The following is a 19,858-nucleotide window of genomic DNA, read 5'->3' on the forward strand; positions in this document are numbered from 1 at the left end:
CATCTAGGCTGCAGTCCTCGCCCGGCCGCTACCGAGCCCCCTTCCCGCCCCAGCCGTGGCGGTCGGCGCGGGGACGCTGTATCAAAGCTGTTCGAGGAGGCCTTGCGCCTCCGCCGCACGAACACCGCGCCGCCGGGCCAGCCGCCATCATGAAGATCCTGATCGTCGAGGACGAACCCAAGACCGTCGCCTATCTGCGCAAGGGGCTGACGGAACAGGGCTACTCGGTCGACTTCGTCGGCGACGGCGAGGACGGCCTGCACCTGGCCCAGACCCTCGACTACGACGCCATCGTTCTGGACGGCATGCTGCCGGGCCTCGACGGCGTGGCCATGCTGGAGCGCCTGCGCCAGACCCGCCAGACGCCGGTGATCATGCTGACCGCCCGCGACAGCGTCGACGACCGCCTGCGCGGCCTGGGGGCCGGCGCCGACGACTACCTGGTCAAGCCGTTCTCGTTCCTGGAGCTGCTGGCGCGGCTGCAGGCCATCACCCGGCGCGGGCGGGGCGAGGCCACCACCATCACCGTCGGCGACCTGCATCTGGACCTGCTGGCCCGCCGCGCCACCCGGGCCGGACGCCGCCTGAACCTGACCGCCAAGGAATTCGCCCTGCTGGCCGTGCTGGGCCGGCGCCAGTCGCAGATCGTCTCCAAGACGATCATCACCGAGCTGGTCTGGGACATCAATTTCGACACCAACACCAATGTGGTCGAGGTGGCCATCAAGCGGCTGCGGGCCAAGATCGACGGCATGTTCGAGACCAAGCTGCTGCACACCGTGCGCGGCATGGGCTACGTGCTCGAGCACCGCCCCGACGGAGGCCCCGAATGACCCCCGCCTCGATCGCCCCCAAGTCCATAGCCGGCCGCCTGGCCCTGATGTTCGCCATCGCCACCACCCTGGTGTCGGTGCTGGCGGGCGTGGCCATCTTCGGCTTCCAGAGCCTGGAGCTGCGCCGCCACCAGGCCGAGGAGCTGAACGCCCGCATGGAGATCATCGACGCGATGATCCGCCACGCCGGCGATCCCAAGCGCTGGCCGATGCTGGGCGACAAGCTGGAATCGTTCACCCCCGCCAATGGCAGCACCCGCTACCGCGTCGACTGCCCCGACGCCCGCTTCCGCTTCGCCCCTGACGACGCCCTGGCCCGGGCGCGCGACGGCGTCGACCTGATCCATTTCGACGGCAAGCGCTACATGACGCTGACCCGGCGCGTGCCGCCCTATCTGGAACGGCCGGAAGTGCGGCTGGTGATCGCCACCGACACCGCGCCGTTCGACGCCTCGCGCCGCGTGCTGGGCGTCGGGGTGCTGGCCGTGTCGCTGGTGACCATCGCCCTGGTCAGCCTGCTGGGCTGGTGGGTGGCGCGCAAGGGCCTGGCCCCCGTCGACCGCCTATCGCAGCGCGCCCGCGCGCTGAACCCCAACGATCTTGGCCTGCGCATGCCCACCCACGACCTGCCGACCGAGCTGGTGGGCCTGATGACCGCCTTCAACGGCGCGCTCGACCGGCTGCAGGACGCCTACGAGCGCCTGGCCTCGTTCAACGCCGACGTCGCCCACGAGCTGCGCACGCCGCTGGGCAACCTGATCGGCCAGACCCAGGTGGCCCTGTCGCGCCCGCGCGACGCCGGCGAGCTGGAAGAGGTGCTGCATTCCAATCTGGAAGAGCTGGACCGCCTGCGCTGCATCATCAACGACATGCTGTTCATGGCCCGCGCCGACCAGGGCGCGCTGGCGGCCAATCTGGAGACGGTGTCGCTGGCGGCCCTGACCCACAAGACCGCCGACTTCCTCGACGTGCTGTTCGAGGACGCCGGCGTCGCGCTGGAGGTGGTCGGCGACGGCCTGGTGGCGGCCGACGCCTCGCTGCTGGGCCGGGCGGTGACCAACCTGCTCGACAACGCCATCCGCCATGGGGTCGACTGCAAGACCGTGCGCGTGACCATCGAGCCGCAGCCAGACGGCAAGGTCTGCCTGGGCGTGCGCAACCGCGGCGGCCCCATACCCGAGGCGCACCTGGCGAGGCTGTTCGACCGCTTCTATCGCCTCGACCGCGCCCGCGAGCACAGCCACGACGTCCACGGCCTGGGCCTGGCCGTGGTCAAGGCCATCGTCACCATGCACGGCGGCGCGGTGTTCGCCCGCTGCGACGAGGGCGAGGTGCTGATCGGCTTCACCCTGCCCGGCGGCGCGGCCCCCTCCGGCGATCCCCAGGAGCCCGCGACGCGCAGGGGCCAGCCGGTTCAGGCCTGACCGCCGCGAGACCCCCATAGGCGACCCGTAACCTTGGCGCTAAGGTCCGCGTCCAGGGGGGCGCATGTCGGGTTTCACGGATCTTGAAAAGGCCGCGCTGAGCGCGATCTGCGACGCCAGGCCGGGCATAGCGCGGCAACTGCGCTCGCTGCTGGCGACGATGCAGTTGGCCGAGCGCGAGAACACCGGCCACGGCTTCTACACCTGCTTCGACGTCGACCGGGCCCAGCCGCCCCTCGACTGGCCGACGCGCACGCTGGAAAGCCCGACCGCCGAGGTCGCGGTCGACGGCAGGACCCTCCTGATGGGGTTCATCCTCTGGCTCGAGGACGGCTTCCCCACATGCCTGGAAGGCTTCCAGCACGGCACGCCCGAGGGCGAGGACATCGACCTCAAGCCCAAGGACCTGGCCGCCCTGGTCTGGACCCGCCCGGCCGACTGACCCGCCCCAGACCCGCAAACCGGAGACGCCCATGATCGCCGCCCTGCTCGCCGCCATCGCCCTCCAGGCCGCGGCGCCGCCCGCCTCCATTCCGGTCCAGCCGCAAGCCGCCACCCCGCTGGCGCTGGACCCGGCCGCCGTGAAGGCGGTCGAGGCGGTGGCCTACGACTATGTCGACGGCCAGCTGGAAGGCGACGTGGCGCGCGTCACCCGCTCGCTGCACCCGGACCTCGCCAAGCGCGCCATCCGCGCGCGCCCGGATCCGGACGAGACCCTGGGCCTGCGCCGCATGAACCGCGACGAGCTCGTGGGCCTGACCCGGCAAGGCGCCCTGAAGACCCCGCGCGAGAAGTGGGACCGCAGCGTGCGCGTGCTCGACGTGGCCGGCAACGTGGCGGTGGCGCGGGTCGAGACCCCGTGGTTCGTCGACCACCTCAACCTTGGCCGGTTCGGCGACCGCTGGGTGATCGTCAACGCGCTCTGGTACCCCAAGCCCCAGCCGCCGGCGGCCAAGCCCTAGGACGAGGCGACGTTCCAGCCGCCGCCAAGCGCGCGGATCAGGTCGACGCTGGCCGCCAGGCGGCGGGTGCGCAGGTCCAGGGCCGAGCGGCGGGCGTCCAGTTCGGCGGTCTGGGCGGTGACGACGTCGAGATAGCTGGCCGCCCCCTCGCGATACCGGGTCGTGGCCAGGGCGCGGGTGCGGGCGGCGGCGTCGACCGCCTCGTCCTGGCGGGCCTGGGCGGCGGCCAGGCGGTTGGCCAGCGCCATCTGGTCCTCGACCTCGCGGAAGGCGTCCAGCACGGTCTGGCGATAGCCGGCGGCGGCCTCGTCGAACACGGCGCGCGTGCGGGCGACCTCGGCCTTGCGTGCGCCGCCGTCCAGCAGCGGCAGGGCCGCCGCCGCCGGCCCCAGGGCCCAGACGCGGTTGGCCGTGGTCAGCAGCTCCCCGCCCGTCGACTGCCAGCCGCCGCTGGCGGCCAGGGTCACGGTCGGGAACCAGGCGGCGCGGGCCACGCCGATGCGGGCGTTGGCCGCGGCCACCCGGCGCTCGGCCGCGGCGATGTCGGGCCGGCGCTGCAGGACGAGCGAAGGCGTCGTCACCGGCGTCCTCGGCGCATCCGACAGGCCGTCGATCGCAGCGACCGAGAAGCTGGAGGCCGGCTCGCCGACCAGCACCGCCAGGGCGTGCTCCAGCAGGGCGCGATCGGCCAGGGCCTGCTCCTGCTGGGCCAGCGCGGTGGCCAGCTGGGTCTCGGCCCGGCCGGTGTCGAGCGCACTGGAGGCGCCGCCCACCTGGCGTCGCCGGGTCAGGTCCAGCGCCTGGCGATAGGCGTCGGCGGTCGACGACAGCACCGCGATCTGGGCGTCGGCCCCGCGCAGCTGGAAATAGGCGTCGGCCAGCTGGGCCTGCAGGCTCAAGCGCACGGCGGCCAGGTCGGCGGCGCTGGCGTCGGCGTCGGCCCGGCCGGCCGCGACCTGGCTGCGCACGCGGCCCCACAGGTCCAGCTCGTAGGCGGCCGAGGCGCTGAGGCCGACCGGATCGGTGCGACCGGCGGAGGTCGTGCGCTGGCTGGCCGCGCCCGCGTCGATCCCCACCGTCGGATAGAGGTCGCTGCGCGCCTGGCGGGCCAGGGCGCGGGCCTGGTCATAGCGCGCCAGGGCTTGGGCGAGGCTGGCGTTGCCGCCCGACAGGCGCTGCTCCAGGCCGTCCAGCACCGGATCGGCGAACACCGCCCACCAGTCGCCGGCCTGGGCCGTGTCGGCGGCGCCCGCCGGGGTCCAGGGTCCGGTGTCGCGGAAGGCGGCCGGGGTCGAGACAGCCGGCGGCGCATAGGCCGGCGCCGTGCTGCAGGCCGCCAGGCCCAGCAGCGCCAGGGGCAGGACAGCCTCAGCCGCGCGCACCGGCGCCTCCCACGGCCTGGGCGGTCTTGTTCTGGGCGGGCTTGGGCTGGATGGCGCGCACGCTGTCGCCGTCGGCGATGGCGTCGGGCGGGCTGCTGACCACCCATTCGTTGGCCGCCAGGCCGCCGGCCAGCTCCAGTTCCGAGCCGTGGTCCTTGGCGATCGTGACCTTGCGGATGTGAACCTTGCCGTTGTTGTCGACCACGGCGATCGCCGTGCCCTCCTTGCGGAACAGCAGGGTGTTGGCCGGCACGCGCAGGGTGGCGGGCGCGGCCTGGGCCAGGCCGCCCTTGCCCAGATCGAGGCTGACCTGGGCGTAGGCGCCGGGCTTCAGCAGGCCCGCGGCGTTGTCGACCTCCAGCTGCACCAGCATGGCGCCCGACTGGGCGTCGACGGCGTCGGCGGCGCGCACCAGCCGCGCCTGGAACGACTGGCCGGGCTGGTCGGGCGTGGCGAAGCTGGCGGTCATGCCCGGACGGATCGAGGCGGCCATGCTCTGGGGCACGCTGACATAGAGGCGCAGGCGGCGGGTGTCCGACACCGTGAACAAGGGCGACGGCGCGCCGCCCCCGGCGCTGATCAGGGCGCCCAGGTCGGTGTCGCGGCTGGTCACCACGCCGTCGAACGGCGCGACGATGCGCTTGAAGGCGGCCAGGCTCTCCAGCCGGCGCACATTGGCGGCGGCCTCGTTGCGCATGGCTTCGCGGGCGGCCAGGTCGCCCTGCTTCTCGTCGGCCTCCTGCTGGGAGACGGCGTTCTCGCTCACCAGGCGCTTCCAGCGGGCGGCTCCGACCGCGGCGAGGTCACGCTGGGCCGAGGCCGTGGCCAGCGCGGCGCGGGCGGCGACCAGCTGCTGGTCCACTTCCGGGGCGTCGATCTCGGCCAGCACCTGACCGGCCTTCACCGGCTGGCCGATGTCGACGTACCAGCGACGCAGATAGCCGTCGGTGCGGGCGTAGACCGGGGCCTGGTTCCAGGCCTGCAGGCGGCCGGGCAGCACCAGCGCGCCGTCCTCGCCGGCGGTCGGCCGCACGACGCTGACGGTGACGACGCCGGCGTCCTGGCTGGCGGCGGCCAGGTCCTTGCCGCTCATGAAGCGGGCGGCCGCGCCCGTCGCCAGGATCAGGGCGAAACCCGCGGCGCCGACCAGCGCCAGACGGCGCAGCCGACGCGGATCGGTCTTGGGCAGGGTGTCAGGCATGGACGGATCCTTCGGTGGACGGCGCTTCCGCGCGGGGGCGGCGGCCGTGGACGATGGCGAAGATGGTCGGAACGAACAGCAGCGAGGCGCAGGTGGCGAAGATCAGGCCGCCGATGACGGCGCGGCCCAGCGGGGCGTTCTGCTCGGTGCCCTCGCCCAGGGCCAGGGCCATGGGCCCCATGCCGATGATCATGGCCAGGGCGGTCATCAGCACCGGGCGGAAGCGGGTGACCCCGGCCTCGAAGGCGGCCTGCACCGCGTCGCCCGTGGCCGCCAGCCGCTCACGGGCGAAGCTGACCACCAGGATCGAGTTGGCCGTGGCCACGCCCATGCACATGATCGCGCCAGTCAGGGCCGGCACCGACAGCGGCGTGCCGGTGGCGAACAGCATCCAGGCGATGCCCGCCAGGGCGGCCGGCAGGGCCGAGATGATCACGAACGGGTCCAGCCAGGACTGGAAGTTGATGACGATCAGCAGGTAGATCATCACGACCGCGCCCAAGAGGCCCCAGCCCATGCCCGAGAAGGCGGTGTTCATGGTCTGGTACTGGCCGCGCAGGGTGACGCGCACCTTGGCCGGCTTGTCCTTCTCCAGGCTCTTGAGAACCTTCTGGACGTCGGCGGCCACGCCGCCCAGGTCGCGGCCTTGCGTGGCCGCATAGACGTTGACCATCGGCTGGATGTTGTACTGCGAGACCACGGCCGCCGTCGTGCCGCGGCTCAGCGCGCCCAGGCCGCCCAGCACCTGCGGCGCCTCGTTGGGCACGCGGCTGCCGGTGACCGGGATGGCGCCCAGCTTCTCGAAGCTGTCGATCAGGTATTCCGGCGTCTGGGCCACGATCGGGTAGGACACCCCGTTCTGCGGGTTCAGCCAGAACACCGGCGCGGTCTGGGCGCTGCCGGCCACGGCGCCGGCCAGGCTGGCGGTGACGTCGCGCTCGTCCAGGCCCAGGGCGTGGATGCGGGTGCGGTCGGCGTCGAAGCGCAGCTGCGGCGAGGCCGTGGGCTGCTGGATGCGCACGTCGGCGATGCCCTCCACCCCGCGGATGGCCCGCAGGATCTTCTGGGCGTAGGCCTGGTTGGTCGCCGCATCCCCGCCGGCCACCTGGATGTCGATCGGCGCGGGGCTGCCGAAGTTCAGGATCTGGCTGGTGACGTCGGCGGGCAGGAACGAGAAGGTCGCGTTCGGGAAGGCCTTGGGCAGTTCCTGGCGCAGCGCCTTGACGTAGTCGTCGGTCGGCTTGTGGCCCTTCTTCAGGCTGATCAGGATGTCGCCGTCCATCGGGCCGATGGTGCCCGAGGCGTTGTAGGCGACGTTGATGCCGCTGGTGGACAGGCCGATGTTGTCGACCATGGTGTCGATCTCGGCGCTGGGGATGACCGTGCGCACCTGGCGCTGGATGCGGTCGAACAGCGCCGCCGACTCCTCGATGCGATAGCCGGTGGGCGCGCGGACGTGCATGGCGATCGAGCCGGAGTCCACGGCCGGGAAGAAGTTGCGCCCCAGGAACGGAACCAGAGCCAGGCTCAGCACCGCGAACGCCAGAAAGCCGGCGACGAACTTGCCGCGCGCGCCCAGGGCGAAGCCCAGCAGGCCGGCATAGGCGTCGCGCACCTTGGCGAACACCCGCTCGAAGCCGCGCTGGAAGCGCACCAGGCGGTTCTTGGACGGCGCCTCCTGGTCGTGCGGCGCGTGCGGCTTCAGCAGGAAGGCCGCCATGGTCGGCACCAGCGTCCGCGACAGCAGGAACGAGGCGATCATGGCGAACACCACCGACATCGCCATCGGCACGAACAGGAAGCCCGACACGCCCGGCAGGAAGAACATCGGCACGAAGACGATGCAGATGCAGAGCAGGGAAACGAAGGCCGGCGTGACGATCTGGGCCGCGCCGTCGAGGATCGCGGTCTTGACGTCCTTGCCGTGCTCCAGGTGCCAGTTGATGTTCTCGATGGTCACCGTGGCGTCGTCGACCAGGATGCCGACGGCCAGGGCGAGGCCCCCCAGGGTCATGACGTTCAGGGTCTGGCCGAAAGCGGCCAGGGCCGCCACCGCCGCCAGCACGGCCAGCGGGATCGACACGGCGATGATCACCGTCGAGCGCCAGCTGCCCAGGAACAGCAGGATCATCAGCGAGGTCAGCACCGCGGCCAGCGCGCCCTCGTGGACCACGCCCTCGACGGCGGCCTTCACGAAGGTCGACTGGTCGTTCAGCGGCGTGATCGACAGGTTGTCCGGCAGCTGGGCCTTCAGTTCGGGCAGCGCGCCCTTGATGCCGTCGACGATGGCGATGGTCGAGGTCGCGCCCGACTTCAGCACCGTCATCAGCACCGAACGCTGGCCGTCCACGTGGACGACGTTCTGCTGCGGGGCCGAACCGTCGCGCACGTGGGCCACGTCGCCCAGGCGGATGGTGGCGCCGTTGACCGTGCGCACCGGCAGGGCGTTCAGCTCGTCGACCGAGCCGGGGGCGTTGTTGAGGCGCAGGCTGTACTGGAACTCGCCGATCTTGACGAAGCCGGCGGGCGTGATCTGGGTCTGGGCGGCGATGGCCGCGCCGACGTCGGTGGCCGACAGCCCCTTGGACAGCAGGGCCTGCGGATCGATGTCGACCTGGATCTGGCGGGTCTTGCCGCCGAACGGGAACGGCACGGCCGCGCCGGGCACCGTCACCAGGCGCGTGCGGATGAAGTTGACGCCGTAGTCGAACAGCTGCTGCTCGCTCATGCCCTGACCCGACAGGGCCAGCTGCACGATCGGCACGGTCGAGGCGTTGTAGTTCAGCACCAGCGGCGGGGTGGTGCCGGTCGGCATCTGGCGCAGCAGGGTCTGCGAGACGGCGGTGATCTGGGCGTTGGCCAGGCGGATGTCGGCGCCGGGCTGGAAATAGACCTTCACCACCCCGATGCCCTGCAGCGAGGTGGCCTCGATGTGCTCGATGTCGTTGACCGTGGTGGTCAGGGCCCGCTGGTAGGGCGTCAGGATCCGCCCCGACATGTCCTCCGGCGACAAGCCGTTATAGGTGAAGGCCACCGCCACGACGGGGACGCGGATCTCCGGAAAGATGTCGGTCGGGGTGCGCAGGATCGCCAGCACGCCGACGATGAGGATCATCGCGGCCATGACGACGAAGGTGTAGGGACGCGCCAAGGCCGTCCGCACAAGCGAGATCATCGAAGCATCCGTCGTTCCGGAGAGGTTGCGACGGATGTAGCGGCGCCATCGGGTCGTCAGGCTGACGCCTGCCTGACAAGGCGGTCAGCAACGGTGGACAACCTTCGCCTTGGGCGACGCCGGCCGGGTCCTCAGGCGTAGGTGACGTTCGCCAGGGTGAAGACGAACGGCCTGGCCTCCGCCCCCTGGCCGCCGCCGGTCATGACGATGTCGGCGCCGGCGATGCCCATCAGGTTGATCTCGGTCAGCGTCGAGACCGCTTCGCCGCCATTGGCCTCGCCAGCTTCGATCCGGGCGGCCGCGCCGATCCAGATCGTCGGCTTGAAGGTCAGGGTGACGGTGGTGTGCGGCGCGAGGGACGTCCGCGCATAGGGCTCGCCATCCCGGAAGACGGTGGCTGCGACGAAGCCCTGAGGCAGCTGGTTCATCAGGGCGATCGCGCGCGGAGGGCCCGGCTGGTCGGCGATCCGAAGCAGCGTGCCGGACGGGGCGGCCACGACCTCGGCGACCTGGCCCCCGGCGATGTCCAGCTGCGGCGAGACGTTGCCGCTGGGGTCGACCACGCCCAGCGTGACCGCGACGGGCCAGGTGAACGGGTGGCTCCAGCCGGGGCCGCAGTTGTCGATCACCCGCCAGGCCTGCCCAACCTCGTCCAGCCCCGGCGACGGCGGCTGGCCGAACAGCAGCACGCGCACGTTGCCGGCGTCGTTCGAGCGGTTGACGAAGTTCAGCTTCACCTCCGGCCCCGGCGAGCCGGCCGTCAGGGCGGCGGGAGCCGCCTCCGACACGGTCTCGGCGGCCGGCGCCTCGGCCGGCGGGGCCGCGACGTCCTCGGCCAGGGCCGAGACGAGGCCCTGATCGCTCGCGCCGTTGGCGCTCTTGGCGGTGATGGTGTCCATGGCCCTGCCTCCCCGGCGAAGGCGCTCTGCGCCCTTCGCAATCTCAGGCAGCATACAACCCTACGAAGATTACCCAAAGGCGCCGTTTCAGCCGCGCCCGCGTCTGGCCTCGATCAGGGCCGCACGGTCGCGCACCGTCTGTCCCGCGGCCGGGCCGGCGGCGTAGGTGAAGGTCTCGCCGTCGATCGGGCGGCCGCTGACGGCGTCGACCACGATCGGCTCGGCCGCCCGGCCGGTGGTCCGGTCGACCAGCTGCCCGGCGATCCCCTCATCGGCGAAGTGGCGGTTGCCGAAGGCCAGCAGCGCGGTCAGCACCGGGGCGAAGTCGCGGCCGCGCGCGGTCGGCACATAGGCGTGGCGCACCGGCCGCTCCTGATAGGGCCGTCGCTCGAGAAAGCCGGATTGTACTAGTCCGGCCAGGCGCTTGGCGAGGATGTTGGGGGCCACGCCGAGGCTCTTCTCGAACTCGTCGAAGCGGGTCAGCCCCTGCAGGGCGTCCCGCAGGATCATCAGGCTCCAGGTGTCGCCGACGCGTTCGAGCGTGCGGCCGACGGGGCACTGTCCGGGATCGAAGGCGCGCGTGGTCATGAGATGAAGATAGGCGGTCGATAGCAAAATGAAAGCCAGTCACTTGCAATTCGAAAGTAACTAGCCATCTGCAAGTCACCCCGCCGCGACGAGCGTGGCGGCCAGCATCCCGAGGGGATCCAGACATGAGCAACAAGCAGTTTTCCGGCACGGCCCTGGTGACCGGCGCCTCGACCGGCATCGGCGCCACCTATGCCGACCGCCTGGCCCGCCGCGGCCACGACCTGGTGCTGGTGGCCCGCGACGCGGCGCGCCTGGCCAATCTGGCCGAACGCCTGCGCAGCGAGACCGGCGTCAAGGTCGATGTCCTGCAGGCCGACCTGACGAACGCCGTCGACCTGGCCCGCGTCGAGGCCCGCCTGGCCGACGACGCGAGCATCGACTTTCTGATCAACAACGCCGGCGCGGCCCTGGGCGGCGACTTCGTCGAGCAGGACGTCGACAAGGTCGACAACCTGATCCAGCTGAACGTGGTGTCGGTGACGCGCCTGGCCCACGCGGCCGCCGTCGCCTTCCAGGCCCGCGGGCGCGGCGCCATCGTCAACATCTCGTCGGTGGTGGGCCTGCTGCCCGAGTTCCGCTCGCCGGTCTACGGCGCGACCAAGGCCTATGTGACCTACTTCACCCAAGGCCTGCGCAGCCAGCTGCCCGAGACGGTGAAGCTGCAGGCGGTGCTGCCCGGCGCCACCCGCACCGAGATCTGGGACCGCTCCGGCGGCAGCGTCGACGCGCTGGATCCGTCCACGGTGATGGAGGTCGGCGACCTGGTCGACGCAGCCCTGGCGGGCTTCGACCTGGGCGAACTGATCACCATCCCCTCGCTGCCCGAGACGGCCGACTTCGCCGCCTATGACGCGGCCCGCCTGAACCTGGCGCCCAACCTGTCGCGCGACCGGCCCGCGCCCCGCTACGGCGTGGCCTGAGCCCCCCCGGCGGCGGCGGCCAGACCACGGAACGAAAGCCGCCGCCGGCCGCTCCCCCTTGTGAAACCGGGAGGCGCAACATGGCCGTCATAGCCAATCTCGACGAGTTCATCCTGGAAGAGACCGAGCACGGCATCTTCCTGACGCTCACCGCCGACGACGACCAGACCATGCGCGTCAAGGTCACGCTCGACGACCTCGAAGAGATCATGGAGGTCATAGACGAGGTGTTCGGCGTCGAGGTCGAGGCGGCCAACGACGAGGCCGAGTGATCTTTCCAATCCTTCTCCCCTTGCGGGAGAAGGTGTCGACGAAGTCGACGGTTGAGGGGTCGCATGTACGAGAACGCCGCGACGGCTGATCGGCTGTCGCGGCGTCTTGTTTTGAGAGACCCCTCACCCGACCTCCCTTCGGGAGGCCACCCTCTCCCGCAAGGGGAGAGGGGGTGCTACGCGACCTCCACCGTCAGGTGGCGCAGCTCGTGCACTGGCAGGAGCCGCTCGCGCACGGCCTGGGCCGGCAGGCCCGCGACGCTGACGATGGCCGCATGGGCCTGCGGTCCCACTTTCCAGACGTGCAGGTCGAGGATCTGCCCGCCGGCGGGGCCTTCCAGCAGTTCGCGCATCTCCTCGGCCACGTGTTCGTCGGTGGCGTCCAGCAGCACGGCGGCGGTGTCGCGCATCAGGCCCCAGGCCCAGCGGGCGATGACCACGGCGCCGACCACGCCCATGATCGGGTCCAGCCACGTCCAGCCGAACTGGCGGCCGGCGATCAGGGCGACGATGGCCAGCACCGAGGTCAGGGCGTCGGCCAGCACGTGCATGTAGGCCGAGCGCAGGTTGTTGTCGTGGCCATGGCCGTGTCCATGGTGATGGCCGTGATCATGAGCATGATGATGGTCATGGCCATGGTGGTGGTGGCCGTGATGTCCGCCCGACAGCAGGGCCGCGCTGGCCAGGTTCACCAGCAGGCCGACCACGGCGATGACGATGGCCTCCATGAAGGCGATCGACGACGGCTCGAACAGGCGGCGCACCGATTCCACGCCCACGCCGATGGCGATCACCGCCAGCACCAGGGCCGAGGCGAAGCCGGCCAGGTCCCCGACCTTGCCGGTGCCGAAGCTGTAGCGGCGGCTCGTGGCGTGCTTGCGGGCATAGGCATAGGCGGCGGCCGCCACGGCCAGGGCCCCGGCGTGGGTGGCCATGTGGAAGCCGTCGGCCAGCAGGGCCATCGAGCCGGTCCACCACCCGGCCAGGATCTCGACCACCATCATCACCGCCGTCAGGCCCACCACCCACAGCGTGCGGCGGGCGTTGGCGTCGTGGTCGGCGGCGAGGAAGACGTGGTCGTGCGGATGCGGGGGCGCGGTGACGGCGGCGGTCATGTCGGACCTCATTTGGAATAGCGGCGGAAGGCCTCGATCACCTCGGCCGCGCCCTTCTCGCGCTCGGCGTCGGAAAGCCCAGGCGCGGCGACGTGCTCGCGCAGGTGGGCCTCGACGATCTCGTCGAGCAGGCCGTTGAGGGCGCCCCGGGTGGCGGCCACCAGGTGCAGGGTCTTGGCGCAGTCGTGGTCATCGGCGATCGCGCGCTCGATCGCCGCGACCTGGCCGGCGATGCGGCGAACGCGCTTGAGCAGGGCGTCGTTGTCGGTGGAAAGGTGAGCCATAGCATACCCCCCTATAGTATATTCAAAAGCAAGGAAACCCGCCCCGCCCGGGGACAGGCGAGCCGTCCCAGATCCTCCTCCTCTGGGGGAGGCAGCCCGAAGGGCCGGAGGGGGTCGGCGCCTGCGACAACGATCCCAACCAGCAAGGAACCCGTCATGCCCAAGTCCAAGCCCCCGCGCAGGCGCCTGCGCCGCACCGCCCACTCCCCGAAGATCGAGGCCGCCTATCGCGGCATGATCGCCGCCTGCGATCAGAACATCGCCCTGATCCAGAGGACCATTTCCGATGTCGAGCGCGTCGCCCACGATGCGCCGCCCGAGGAAGTGCAGAGCTTTCGCCAGGAGATGGAGGAAGGCGTGCGCTGCTGGACCAGCATCCGCAACATGCACCTCGATTACCTGAGCCGCCCCCCCCGAACCCAGCTGGCCCGGCATCGAGCAGGCCCTGAAGAGGGCCGGGATCACCAGGCCGGGGCGCTAGGCCGATGATCCGCGCTACCGCGCGACCTCCGCCAACCGCTCGTCGAAGGCCCGCGTCGCCAGGATCACGGTGGCCACCGACGCCCTGAAGAAGGGCTGTGGGATGGTTTCGAAGTCGTCGGTGGGCTGATGGTATTCGGGATGGTCCTCGACCCCGAAATAGACCCAGGGCACGCCCTTGTCGGCGAAGGCGCCGTGGTCGGACTGGCTGGTCCAGTTGTTTTCCTTGCCGTCGGCGTCGGTGTCGTGGCCCAGCTTCAGCTTGACCGGCGCGGCCTTGGCCACCGCGTCGAGGATCGGCTTCAGGGCCGGCTGCGGCCCGGCGCCGGCGGCGTAGAGCTCGCCCTTGGCGTTCTTGCTGAGCATGTCGAAATTGACGTTCAGGCCGATGGCCGACAGCGGGATCGGCGGCTCGGCGACGAAGGCCTTGGCGCCGCGCAGCCCGCCCTCCTCGGCGTCCAGCGCGACGATCAGCACGTCGTGCCTGGGCGGGGCGGCCTTGAACGCCTCGGCCACCGCGAGCAGGCCGGCCACGCCCGAGGCGTTGTCGTCGGCGCCGTTGTAGATCTGGCCGTTCTTGACGCCGACATGGTCGTAGTGGGCGGTGACCACCAGGGCCTTGCCGTCGGGCGCGGTTCCCTTGATGCGGGCGACCAGGTTGACGCCGGTGATCGGCGTTCCGTCCTTGCGGGTGTAGCCGAACGGCCGCTCGAAACCCTCGCCGATCGGGGAAAGGCCGATCAGCTTGAAGCGCTCCAGGATGTAGGTCCGCGCCAGCTGCGATCCCGGCGTGCCCGGCGCCCTTCCCTGCATGGCGTCGGCCGAGAGGACCTTCACGTCGTCGAGGGCCAGGTCCCCGGGCGCGGCCAGGACCGGCGCGGCGAGGCCGGAGACAAGGGTCGCCAGGACGGCGGCGGCGAACGTCGAACGCATTGGAACTCCCTGCCGACGGCGGACGGTCTTCGCCGTCGCTCAACGCGGCTTTCACCCGTTTTGATCATCGGCCGGCGCGCCGTGCAACCGGCGAGCCCAGAACGGCTATCGCCCGCCGCTGGCGAAGTCGTCCGCCCTGGCCTCGCGCAGCCAGCGATAGCCGCGCTCGTTGCCCTCTTGCGTCCGGCTGGCGGCGATGCTCGCCTGCAGCGCCGCAAGGCTCGCGGCCGTGCAGCTGTTCTTGCCCTCGCCCCAGGCCAGGCCCGGCCACAGCCGCCGCTCGACCGTCTGTTCCGGCGTGGGCTCGCTCCACGGCGCCCGGAAACCGTCCGGACCGCACAGCCCGGACCATCCGCGCACGCGCGTCATACGGCCTTCGGCGTCCGTCTCGACCGGCTCCAGCCCCATGTAGCCGTAGAAGGTCCCCTCGTCGGCGTCCCGCATCTGCAGGACCACCGGCGCGCGCAGACCCACCACATAGGCCCGCGCCGTCCAGCTCACGTCCGCCGGGGCGCCCGTCATGCCCAGGATCTCCCCGTCGCGGACCAGGACGGCCCCGTCGCGGGCGCAGGCGGGCCAGCGGCGAAAGGGCCTGTCGTTCCTGGGCGCGCGGCAGTCGGCCTCGTCGGGGATCCACCAGCCCGTCTTCAGTCGCGCGCCGCCCGTCTCGGGCGTCAGCCAGGGCGTCTCCGAAGTCACCATGGCGCAACCGCCCAGTCCGAGCGTGAGCGCCGCGAGCGCCGGCATCAGGGAACGCATCACGCACACCTCACGAAAGATTCACAGATGCGTGATCGCTACGTGAGACCGCGTTATCGTCAAGCGCGATCGCCGCCCGGCCTTCGCCTTTCGAGCGATTGCTTCCAGCCGCGACGCCCGCCATATGCGCGATCTTAAGGTTTACGGGGCATACAGCCCCTTCGAGGATCGGAGAATCCGCCCATGCCCATGTCGCCCGACGTGCTCGAAGCCCGCCTGAACGCGGCCTTTCCGGATTCCGAGATCGTGCTGACCGACCTGGCCGGCGACGGCGACCACTACAAGGCCCGCATCGTCTCTCCCGCCTTCCGCGGCCTCAACCGCGTCAAGCAGCACCAGATGGTCAACCGCGCCCTGGCCGACGTGCTGGGCGGCGAGCTGCACGCCCTGGCGCTCGAAACCGCGGCCCCGGCGGAGTAGGCGGCCTTGCGCTATCGTCCTTTCGGCAAGGCGGGCATGGCGATCTCGGCGGTGACGCTGCGGCTCGCCGACCATCCGCGCATGAGCGGCAAGGACTGGCGCAACCTGATCTTCACGGCCCTGGAAACGGGCATCAACAGCTTCGAGGTGCACGGCTCGTCGAACGCCCTGCTGGAGGGCGTGGGCGAGTCGCTGACCACGATCGAGCGGCGGCTGCTGTTCGTCGGCTGGCGCCTGCGCAGCAGCGGCGAGCTGCTGAGCGCCCAGGCGATCCACGACGTGGTCGACGTGGCCGTCGAGCGCTGCGGCCTTTCCCACGTGGACCTGGTCACGGTCGACGATCCCGGCGGCGCCTTCCCGCCGACGGCGATGGCCGCCCTGATGGGGCTGCGCCAGTCGGGGCTGATCCGCTCGCTGGGCCTGGCCAGCCGCGGCGAGAGCCAGGACCGGCACCTGGCGACCGGCATGTTCGACGCCCTGGCCTCGCCGTTCAACCTGTCGTCCGGCTGGGCCGAGCGCAATCGCATCCGCGCCGCCGTCGCCCGCGACGTGGCGGTGATCGGCGAGGATTTCTGGCCCCAGGCCATCCGCGAGCGCGAAGCCAAGCCGATCTTCAAGAAGCCGTCGCTGTGGCGGCGCCGCACCGACCCGCTGGCCAATCTGGGCGGCTACGACTTCCTCGACAGCACGGCCGGCTGGACGGGCCAGGAGCTTTGCCTCGGCTACGCCCTGACCGAGCCGTCCCTGGCCACCGTGCAGGTGATCACCACCAAGCGCGACAAGCTCGAGGCTCTGGCCTCGGTGGTCGAGCGCGACCTGCCGACCGGCTGCGCCGCCCAGATCGAGATGGCGCGGTTTTCGGCCGAACAGGCCGCCGGGACCAAGCGCCGCGCTTGACCAGGGGCCTTCCGGCGCCTAGCTGAGGGGTTACCGCCAAGGAATTCCTCCCCATGACTGACGTCGCCGCCTCCCCCGCCATCGAATTCATCGCCAAGACGGTGGCCGAACACCCCGTCGTGCTGTTCATGAAGGGCGTGCCCGACCAGCCGCGCTGCGGCTTCTCGTCGGTGGCCGTGCAGATCCTCGACCACCTGGGCGTCGAGTTCGTCGGCGTCGACGTGCTGCAGGACGACGAGCTGCGCCAAGGCATCAAGACCTTCACCGACTGGCCGACCATTCCCCAGCTCTACGTCAAGGGCGAGTTCGTCGGCGGCAGCGACATTGTCCGCGAGATGTTCCAGTCGGGCGAACTGAAGTCGTTCCTGATCGAGCAGGGCGTCATCTCGGCCTGACCGGGTGAGCCGCCTCTTCGTCCCGCCCGCGGACGCCTTCCCCCTGACCTTCGAGCCGAAGGCGTCGGACATCGACGCCAACGGCCACGTCAACAACGTGGTCTATCTGGGCTGGGCCCAGGACCTGGCGATCGCTCATTGGGAAGCCTGGGCCTCGGAAGAGGAACGGGCTCCCTGGAGCTGGGTCGCCCGCCGCCACGAGATCGACTATCGCCGCGAACTGCTGCCGCACGAGATCGCCACCGGCTACACCTGGGTCGGCGAACTGAAGGGGCCGCGGTTCGAGCGCTATGTCCGCATCGACGGTCCCGACGGCGAGATGTGCGCCCAGAGCCGCACCGACTGGGTGCTGATCGACATCGCCGCCAAGCGCCCCGCCCGCGTGCTGCCGTGGATGGTCGAGCGCTTCACGCCGAAGGGCTGATCAGCCCTTTCCCATCGGGTTGAGCAGCCTCACGGCCGTCGCGCCGGTGATCCCCAGCTCGCCCCAGCCGAACTTGACCTCCGCCTGGCCGGGCGCGCCGGCCTTGCAGGTTTCGACGCGCCGACGGGCGAAGGCCAGGTCGGGGATCGCGTCCTTCCGGTCGACGAAGAACCTCAGATCCTCCTTGCGCAGGCAGCCCTGCGACGACAGGCGGATCACCAGGCCGTCGGCCTCGGCGCGCGCGCCCAGCAGCGGCTCCAGCTCGCCGAACATCTCCGGATCGCCCGGCAGCAGACGCGGCGGACGCGTCGGAACGCTCGCGCACCCTGAAAGCAGCAGGCCGGCCAGAAGCACCCGGCGGTTGAAAAAGACGCCCATGGCCCGCAAGGTCGCCCGGCGCGGGGGAGCGCGCAACCTTGGGGCACGTTGCAATGTCGATTAAGTCGCTGGCCTGGACGGCCGCCGCGCTGTGTCTGGGGGCCGCGGGATCCGCGCACGCCGAAAACCCGAAGCTGGACGCCGAGATCGCGCGGCTGATGGCTCTCGGCAAGGTCCCCGGCGTGGCCGTCGCCGTAATCGAGGACGGCAAGGTCGCGCACGTCACGGCCCAGGGCGTCCGCAACGAGAAGGGCGACCGCCTGGCGCCGCAGACCGTGATGTACGCCGCCTCGATCACCAAGGCGACCTTCGCCTACTACGTCATGATGCTGGTCGACGAAGGCAGGCTCAACCTCGACACGCCGATCGCCACCTACCTTCCAAAGCCCCTGCCCGACTACAAGGCCTATGCCGACCTGGCGGGCGACGAGCGCTGGCGCAAGATCACACCCCGCATCCTGCTCACCCACTCGGCGGGGTTTCCAAACTTCCGCTGGCTGAACCCCGACGAGAAGCTCGACATCAAGTTCGAGCCGGGCGCCCGCTACGCCTATGCCGGCGAGGGCGTCAACCTGATGCAGTTCGTCATCGAGCAGGGTCTGGGCGTCAAGGTCGGCGAGGACATGGACAGGCGCCTGTTCAAGCCCCTAGGCATGACCCGCTCGGGCATGGTCTGGCGCGACGACTTCGCCCCCGACATCGCCGACGGCCGCGACGAGGCTGGCAAGTGGCAGCCGCACGACGACCGCTCCAGCGTCAAGGCGGCCGGCTCGCTGGACACCACCATCGACGACATGGGCAAGCTGGCGGCGGCCATGGCCAGCGGCTGGGGCCTGTCGAAGAAGGCCCGCGCCGAATTCGCGCGCGGCAGCCTGCCGATCGTCTCGCGCTCTGAGTTCCCCACCCTTTCCGAAGAGACCAATCCGGACAACGCCAGGATCAAGCTCGCCGCCGGCGTCGGGGTCGTCACCTTCGAGGGACCGCAGGGGCGGGCCTTCTTCAAGGGCGGCCACAACGACATCACCGACAACATGATGGTCTGCGTAGAGAAGGGCCGCCGCTGCGTGGTGATCCTCACCAACAGCGGCGACGGCCAGCGGATCTTCCCGTCCCTGGTCAAGGCGGCGCTGGGCGAGACCGGCATGCCCTGGGCCTGGGAGTACAGCCGCCTGATGCCGGTGGAGGCGCCCTAGGCGCCCGGACGCTCCAGCGCCTCCGGATCCTCGACCACGGCGTTCTCCGGCGTGGTGGTCAGGATCGCGCCGGCCGAGGCGGCGACGATGCAGGCGATGGCGATCCACTGCTGCGTCGAAAGGTGCTCGGACAGCACGATCAGGCCGGCCATGGCGCCGATCGCCGGCTCGGCGCTGAGCATCACCCCGAAGGTGCGCTTGGGAATGCGCTTGAGGGCCACCATCTCCAGCGAATAGGGCACGGCGCTGGAGCAGATGGCGACCACCAGACCCAGCAGCATCAGGTGCGGGTCGAGCAGGGCCGCGCCCGCCGACGCCACGCCGAACGGCACGACGATCAGGGCCGCCACGCTCATGCCCATGGCCACCGAGCGGCCGCCGTGCAGGTGGCCCAGGCGCTTGCCCGCGATGATGTAGAGCGCCCAGCAGACGGCCGCGGCCAGGGCGAAGCCGACGCCCACGGGGTCGAGCGGCGCGGCGCCCAGCTTCAGCGGCAGAAGCAGCAGCAGGCCGAAGGCCGCCAGGCCGATGCACAGGAAGTGACTGGCCTTGCGCGCATGCAGCAGCGACAGGGTCAGCGGCCCCAGGAACTCGATGGCCAGCGCCACGCCCAGCGGGATGGTCCGCAGCGCCATGTAGAAGCAGAGGTTCATCACCCCGGTCGCCGCGCCGTAGAAGGCCACGGCCAGCATGTCCTGGCGGGTGATCTTGAACCGCCAGGGCCGCCACAGAAGCAGCAGCAGCACCGCCGCGAAGCCGACGCGATAGGCCGAAACGCCCTGGGCGCCGACCGCCGGAAACAGGGACTTGGCGAACGACGTGCCGCCGGCCAGCGTCACCATGCCCCCGAACAGAGCGGCGTACGGCAACAGCGCGTCGAGCGCGGGACGGCGGAGGGCGGCGGCGGACATGCGGGCAAAC

At 70.9% G+C, this 19,858-nt stretch carries 23 protein-coding genes; 12 read left to right on the forward strand and 11 right to left on the reverse strand.

All coding sequences use genetic code 11. The annotated features are described in order from the left end of the window. The first annotated feature begins 149 nt into the window (after nucleotides 1-149). The 4 genes from G5B46_RS04640 to G5B46_RS04655 all read left to right on the forward strand — a co-directional run bounded on the left by G5B46_RS04640 (nucleotide 150) and on the right by G5B46_RS04655 (nucleotide 3,219). Nucleotides 150-833 carry a heavy metal response regulator transcription factor gene (locus tag G5B46_RS04640; RefSeq protein WP_165256590.1) on the forward strand — a complete coding sequence of 228 codons (684 nt, stop codon included), beginning with the start codon at nucleotides 150-152 and terminating at the stop codon, nucleotides 831-833. Continuing rightward, on the forward strand, nucleotides 830-2,257 hold the full coding sequence (locus G5B46_RS04645; RefSeq protein WP_205691495.1) for a heavy metal sensor histidine kinase: 1,428 nt from the start codon (nucleotides 830-832) through the stop codon (nucleotides 2,255-2,257). The genes G5B46_RS04640 and G5B46_RS04645 overlap by 4 nt, the downstream gene beginning before the upstream one ends. Before the next feature lie 64 nt (nucleotides 2,258-2,321). Beyond that, entirely contained in the window at nucleotides 2,322-2,699 is a 378-nt protein-coding gene (locus G5B46_RS04650; protein WP_165256592.1) for a hypothetical protein, read from the forward strand. 31 nt (nucleotides 2,700-2,730) lie between these two features. Next, a complete protein-coding gene (locus tag G5B46_RS04655) occupies nucleotides 2,731-3,219 on the forward strand; it encodes a nuclear transport factor 2 family protein (protein WP_165256594.1) in 489 nt (162 codons plus the stop codon). Here the strand turns inward: G5B46_RS04655 and G5B46_RS04660 are convergent. The 5 genes from G5B46_RS04660 to G5B46_RS04680 form a co-directional block, all read right to left on the reverse strand. Then, the gene (locus G5B46_RS04660) at nucleotides 3,216-4,601 is read right to left on the reverse strand and encodes an efflux transporter outer membrane subunit (protein WP_165256596.1); all 1,386 of its coding nucleotides are present in this window, start codon (nucleotides 4,599-4,601) and stop codon (nucleotides 3,216-3,218) included. The genes G5B46_RS04655 and G5B46_RS04660 overlap by 4 nt on opposite strands. Next, complete coding sequence (locus G5B46_RS04665; RefSeq protein ID WP_165256598.1) at nucleotides 4,588-5,802, reverse strand: efflux RND transporter periplasmic adaptor subunit; 1,215 nt, start codon at nucleotides 5,800-5,802, stop codon at nucleotides 4,588-4,590. The genes G5B46_RS04660 and G5B46_RS04665 overlap by 14 nt, the downstream gene beginning before the upstream one ends. Next, on the reverse strand, nucleotides 5,795-8,977 hold the full coding sequence (locus tag G5B46_RS04670) for an efflux RND transporter permease subunit (RefSeq protein WP_165256600.1): 3,183 nt from the start codon (nucleotides 8,975-8,977) through the stop codon (nucleotides 5,795-5,797). The genes G5B46_RS04665 and G5B46_RS04670 overlap by 8 nt, the downstream gene beginning before the upstream one ends. A 131-nt stretch (nucleotides 8,978-9,108) precedes the next feature. Continuing rightward, nucleotides 9,109-9,876 (reverse strand): hypothetical protein, encoded by a 768-nt coding sequence (locus G5B46_RS04675; RefSeq protein ID WP_165256602.1) that lies wholly within the window; start codon nucleotides 9,874-9,876, stop codon nucleotides 9,109-9,111. A gap of 87 nt (nucleotides 9,877-9,963) precedes the next feature. Then, nucleotides 9,964-10,464 carry a helix-turn-helix domain-containing protein gene (locus G5B46_RS04680; protein WP_165256604.1) on the reverse strand — a complete coding sequence of 167 codons (501 nt, stop codon included), beginning with the start codon at nucleotides 10,462-10,464 and terminating at the stop codon, nucleotides 9,964-9,966. Between the two features lie 125 nt (nucleotides 10,465-10,589). Here G5B46_RS04680 and G5B46_RS04685 point away from each other — a divergent pair, with 125 nt between their 5' ends. Further along, entirely contained in the window at nucleotides 10,590-11,387 is a 798-nt protein-coding gene (locus tag G5B46_RS04685) for an SDR family oxidoreductase (RefSeq protein WP_165256606.1), read from the forward strand. 80 nt (nucleotides 11,388-11,467) lie between these two features. Then, nucleotides 11,468-11,659, forward strand: a complete 192-nt coding sequence (locus tag G5B46_RS04690; RefSeq protein ID WP_165256608.1) for a hypothetical protein — start codon at nucleotides 11,468-11,470, stop codon at nucleotides 11,657-11,659. Between the two features lie 176 nt (nucleotides 11,660-11,835). On the opposite strand, the gene dmeF is transcribed toward G5B46_RS04690, so the two are convergent. After that, nucleotides 11,836-12,774 carry a CDF family Co(II)/Ni(II) efflux transporter DmeF gene (dmeF, locus tag G5B46_RS04695; protein ID WP_165256610.1) on the reverse strand — a complete coding sequence of 313 codons (939 nt, stop codon included), beginning with the start codon at nucleotides 12,772-12,774 and terminating at the stop codon, nucleotides 11,836-11,838. Nucleotides 12,775-12,782: 8 nt separating this feature from the next. Further along, a complete protein-coding gene (locus tag G5B46_RS04700; RefSeq protein WP_165256612.1) occupies nucleotides 12,783-13,058 on the reverse strand; it encodes a metal/formaldehyde-sensitive transcriptional repressor in 276 nt (91 codons plus the stop codon). Between the two features lie 156 nt (nucleotides 13,059-13,214). Here G5B46_RS04700 and G5B46_RS04705 point away from each other — a divergent pair, with 156 nt between their 5' ends. Continuing rightward, the gene (locus G5B46_RS04705; RefSeq protein WP_165256614.1) at nucleotides 13,215-13,547 is read left to right on the forward strand and encodes a hypothetical protein; all 333 of its coding nucleotides are present in this window, start codon (nucleotides 13,215-13,217) and stop codon (nucleotides 13,545-13,547) included. A 6-nt stretch (nucleotides 13,548-13,553) separates the two neighbouring features. Here the strand turns inward: G5B46_RS04705 and G5B46_RS04710 are convergent, their stop codons facing one another. Both G5B46_RS04710 and G5B46_RS04715 read right to left on the reverse strand, forming a co-directional pair. Beyond that, nucleotides 13,554-14,471, reverse strand: a complete 918-nt coding sequence (locus G5B46_RS04710; RefSeq protein ID WP_165256616.1) for a M20/M25/M40 family metallo-hydrolase — start codon at nucleotides 14,469-14,471, stop codon at nucleotides 13,554-13,556. A 105-nt stretch (nucleotides 14,472-14,576) separates the two neighbouring features. Beyond that, nucleotides 14,577-15,233, reverse strand: a complete 657-nt coding sequence (locus G5B46_RS04715; RefSeq protein WP_165256618.1) for a hypothetical protein — start codon at nucleotides 15,231-15,233, stop codon at nucleotides 14,577-14,579. 180 nt (nucleotides 15,234-15,413) lie between these two features. Here G5B46_RS04715 and G5B46_RS04720 point away from each other — a divergent pair, with 180 nt between their 5' ends. The 4 genes from G5B46_RS04720 to G5B46_RS04735 are packed head-to-tail and all read left to right on the forward strand — an operon-like array spanning nucleotide 15,414 to nucleotide 17,366. After that, a complete protein-coding gene (locus tag G5B46_RS04720) occupies nucleotides 15,414-15,650 on the forward strand; it encodes a BolA family transcriptional regulator (RefSeq protein ID WP_101712499.1) in 237 nt (78 codons plus the stop codon). A 6-nt stretch (nucleotides 15,651-15,656) separates the two neighbouring features. Then, nucleotides 15,657-16,547, forward strand: coding sequence for an aldo/keto reductase (locus G5B46_RS04725; protein WP_165256620.1), 891 nt, complete (start codon nucleotides 15,657-15,659; stop codon nucleotides 16,545-16,547). Between the two features lie 53 nt (nucleotides 16,548-16,600). Beyond that, nucleotides 16,601-16,942: a Grx4 family monothiol glutaredoxin gene (gene grxD / locus G5B46_RS04730; RefSeq protein WP_165256622.1), complete on the forward strand. Its 342-nt coding sequence runs from the start codon at nucleotides 16,601-16,603 to the stop codon at nucleotides 16,940-16,942. A gap of 4 nt (nucleotides 16,943-16,946) precedes the next feature. Continuing rightward, nucleotides 16,947-17,366: a thioesterase family protein gene (locus tag G5B46_RS04735; protein WP_165256624.1), complete on the forward strand. Its 420-nt coding sequence runs from the start codon at nucleotides 16,947-16,949 to the stop codon at nucleotides 17,364-17,366. On the opposite strand, the gene G5B46_RS04740 is transcribed toward G5B46_RS04735, so the two are convergent. Then, nucleotides 17,367-17,744, reverse strand: a complete 378-nt coding sequence (locus G5B46_RS04740; protein ID WP_165256626.1) for a hypothetical protein — start codon at nucleotides 17,742-17,744, stop codon at nucleotides 17,367-17,369. It abuts the gene before it with no gap. A 53-nt stretch (nucleotides 17,745-17,797) separates the two neighbouring features. On the opposite strand from G5B46_RS04740, the gene G5B46_RS04745 reads away from it, so the two are divergent. After that, on the forward strand, nucleotides 17,798-18,937 hold the full coding sequence (locus G5B46_RS04745; protein ID WP_165256628.1) for a serine hydrolase domain-containing protein: 1,140 nt from the start codon (nucleotides 17,798-17,800) through the stop codon (nucleotides 18,935-18,937). On the opposite strand, the gene G5B46_RS04750 is transcribed toward G5B46_RS04745, so the two are convergent. Next, nucleotides 18,934-19,848, reverse strand: a complete 915-nt coding sequence (locus G5B46_RS04750; protein ID WP_165256630.1) for a DMT family transporter — start codon at nucleotides 19,846-19,848, stop codon at nucleotides 18,934-18,936. The two genes, G5B46_RS04745 and G5B46_RS04750, sit on opposite strands and share 4 nt — an antisense overlap. Nucleotides 19,849-19,858: the final 10 nt, after the last annotated feature.

It is taken from the genome of Caulobacter sp. 602-2, from assembly GCF_011043625.1.
Classification (GTDB): domain Bacteria; phylum Pseudomonadota; class Alphaproteobacteria; order Caulobacterales; family Caulobacteraceae; genus Caulobacter.

Excerpts from the sequence above, each read along its gene's own strand:
- G5B46_RS04720 (WP_101712499.1), top strand. The coding sequence starts at position 15,414 with ATGCCCATGTCGCCCGACGTGCTCGAAGCCCGCCTGAACGCGGCCTTT.
- G5B46_RS04745 (WP_165256628.1), top strand. The coding sequence starts at position 17,798 with ATGTCGATTAAGTCGCTGGCCTGGACGGCCGCCGCGCTGTGTCTGGGG.
- dmeF (WP_165256610.1), bottom strand. The coding sequence starts at position 12,774 with ATGACCGCCGCCGTCACCGCGCCCCCGCATCCGCACGACCACGTCTTC.
- G5B46_RS04690 (WP_165256608.1), top strand. The coding sequence starts at position 11,468 with ATGGCCGTCATAGCCAATCTCGACGAGTTCATCCTGGAAGAGACCGAG.
- G5B46_RS04645 (WP_205691495.1), top strand. The coding sequence starts at position 830 with ATGACCCCCGCCTCGATCGCCCCCAAGTCCATAGCCGGCCGCCTGGCC.
- G5B46_RS04650 (WP_165256592.1), top strand. The coding sequence starts at position 2,322 with ATGTCGGGTTTCACGGATCTTGAAAAGGCCGCGCTGAGCGCGATCTGC.
- G5B46_RS04655 (WP_165256594.1), top strand. The coding sequence starts at position 2,731 with ATGATCGCCGCCCTGCTCGCCGCCATCGCCCTCCAGGCCGCGGCGCCG.
- G5B46_RS04675 (WP_165256602.1), bottom strand. The coding sequence starts at position 9,876 with ATGGACACCATCACCGCCAAGAGCGCCAACGGCGCGAGCGATCAGGGC.
- G5B46_RS04685 (WP_165256606.1), top strand. The coding sequence starts at position 10,590 with ATGAGCAACAAGCAGTTTTCCGGCACGGCCCTGGTGACCGGCGCCTCG.
- G5B46_RS04710 (WP_165256616.1), bottom strand. The coding sequence starts at position 14,471 with ATGCGTTCGACGTTCGCCGCCGCCGTCCTGGCGACCCTTGTCTCCGGC.
- G5B46_RS04750 (WP_165256630.1), bottom strand. The coding sequence starts at position 19,848 with ATGTCCGCCGCCGCCCTCCGCCGTCCCGCGCTCGACGCGCTGTTGCCG.
- grxD (WP_165256622.1), top strand. The coding sequence starts at position 16,601 with ATGACTGACGTCGCCGCCTCCCCCGCCATCGAATTCATCGCCAAGACG.
- G5B46_RS04705 (WP_165256614.1), top strand. The coding sequence starts at position 13,215 with ATGCCCAAGTCCAAGCCCCCGCGCAGGCGCCTGCGCCGCACCGCCCAC.
- G5B46_RS04680 (WP_165256604.1), bottom strand. The coding sequence starts at position 10,464 with ATGACCACGCGCGCCTTCGATCCCGGACAGTGCCCCGTCGGCCGCACG.
- G5B46_RS04640 (WP_165256590.1), top strand. The coding sequence starts at position 150 with ATGAAGATCCTGATCGTCGAGGACGAACCCAAGACCGTCGCCTATCTG.
- G5B46_RS04700 (WP_165256612.1), bottom strand. The coding sequence starts at position 13,058 with ATGGCTCACCTTTCCACCGACAACGACGCCCTGCTCAAGCGCGTTCGC.
- G5B46_RS04670 (WP_165256600.1), bottom strand. The coding sequence starts at position 8,977 with ATGATCTCGCTTGTGCGGACGGCCTTGGCGCGTCCCTACACCTTCGTC.
- G5B46_RS04740 (WP_165256626.1), bottom strand. The coding sequence starts at position 17,744 with ATGGGCGTCTTTTTCAACCGCCGGGTGCTTCTGGCCGGCCTGCTGCTT.
- G5B46_RS04665 (WP_165256598.1), bottom strand. The coding sequence starts at position 5,802 with ATGCCTGACACCCTGCCCAAGACCGATCCGCGTCGGCTGCGCCGTCTG.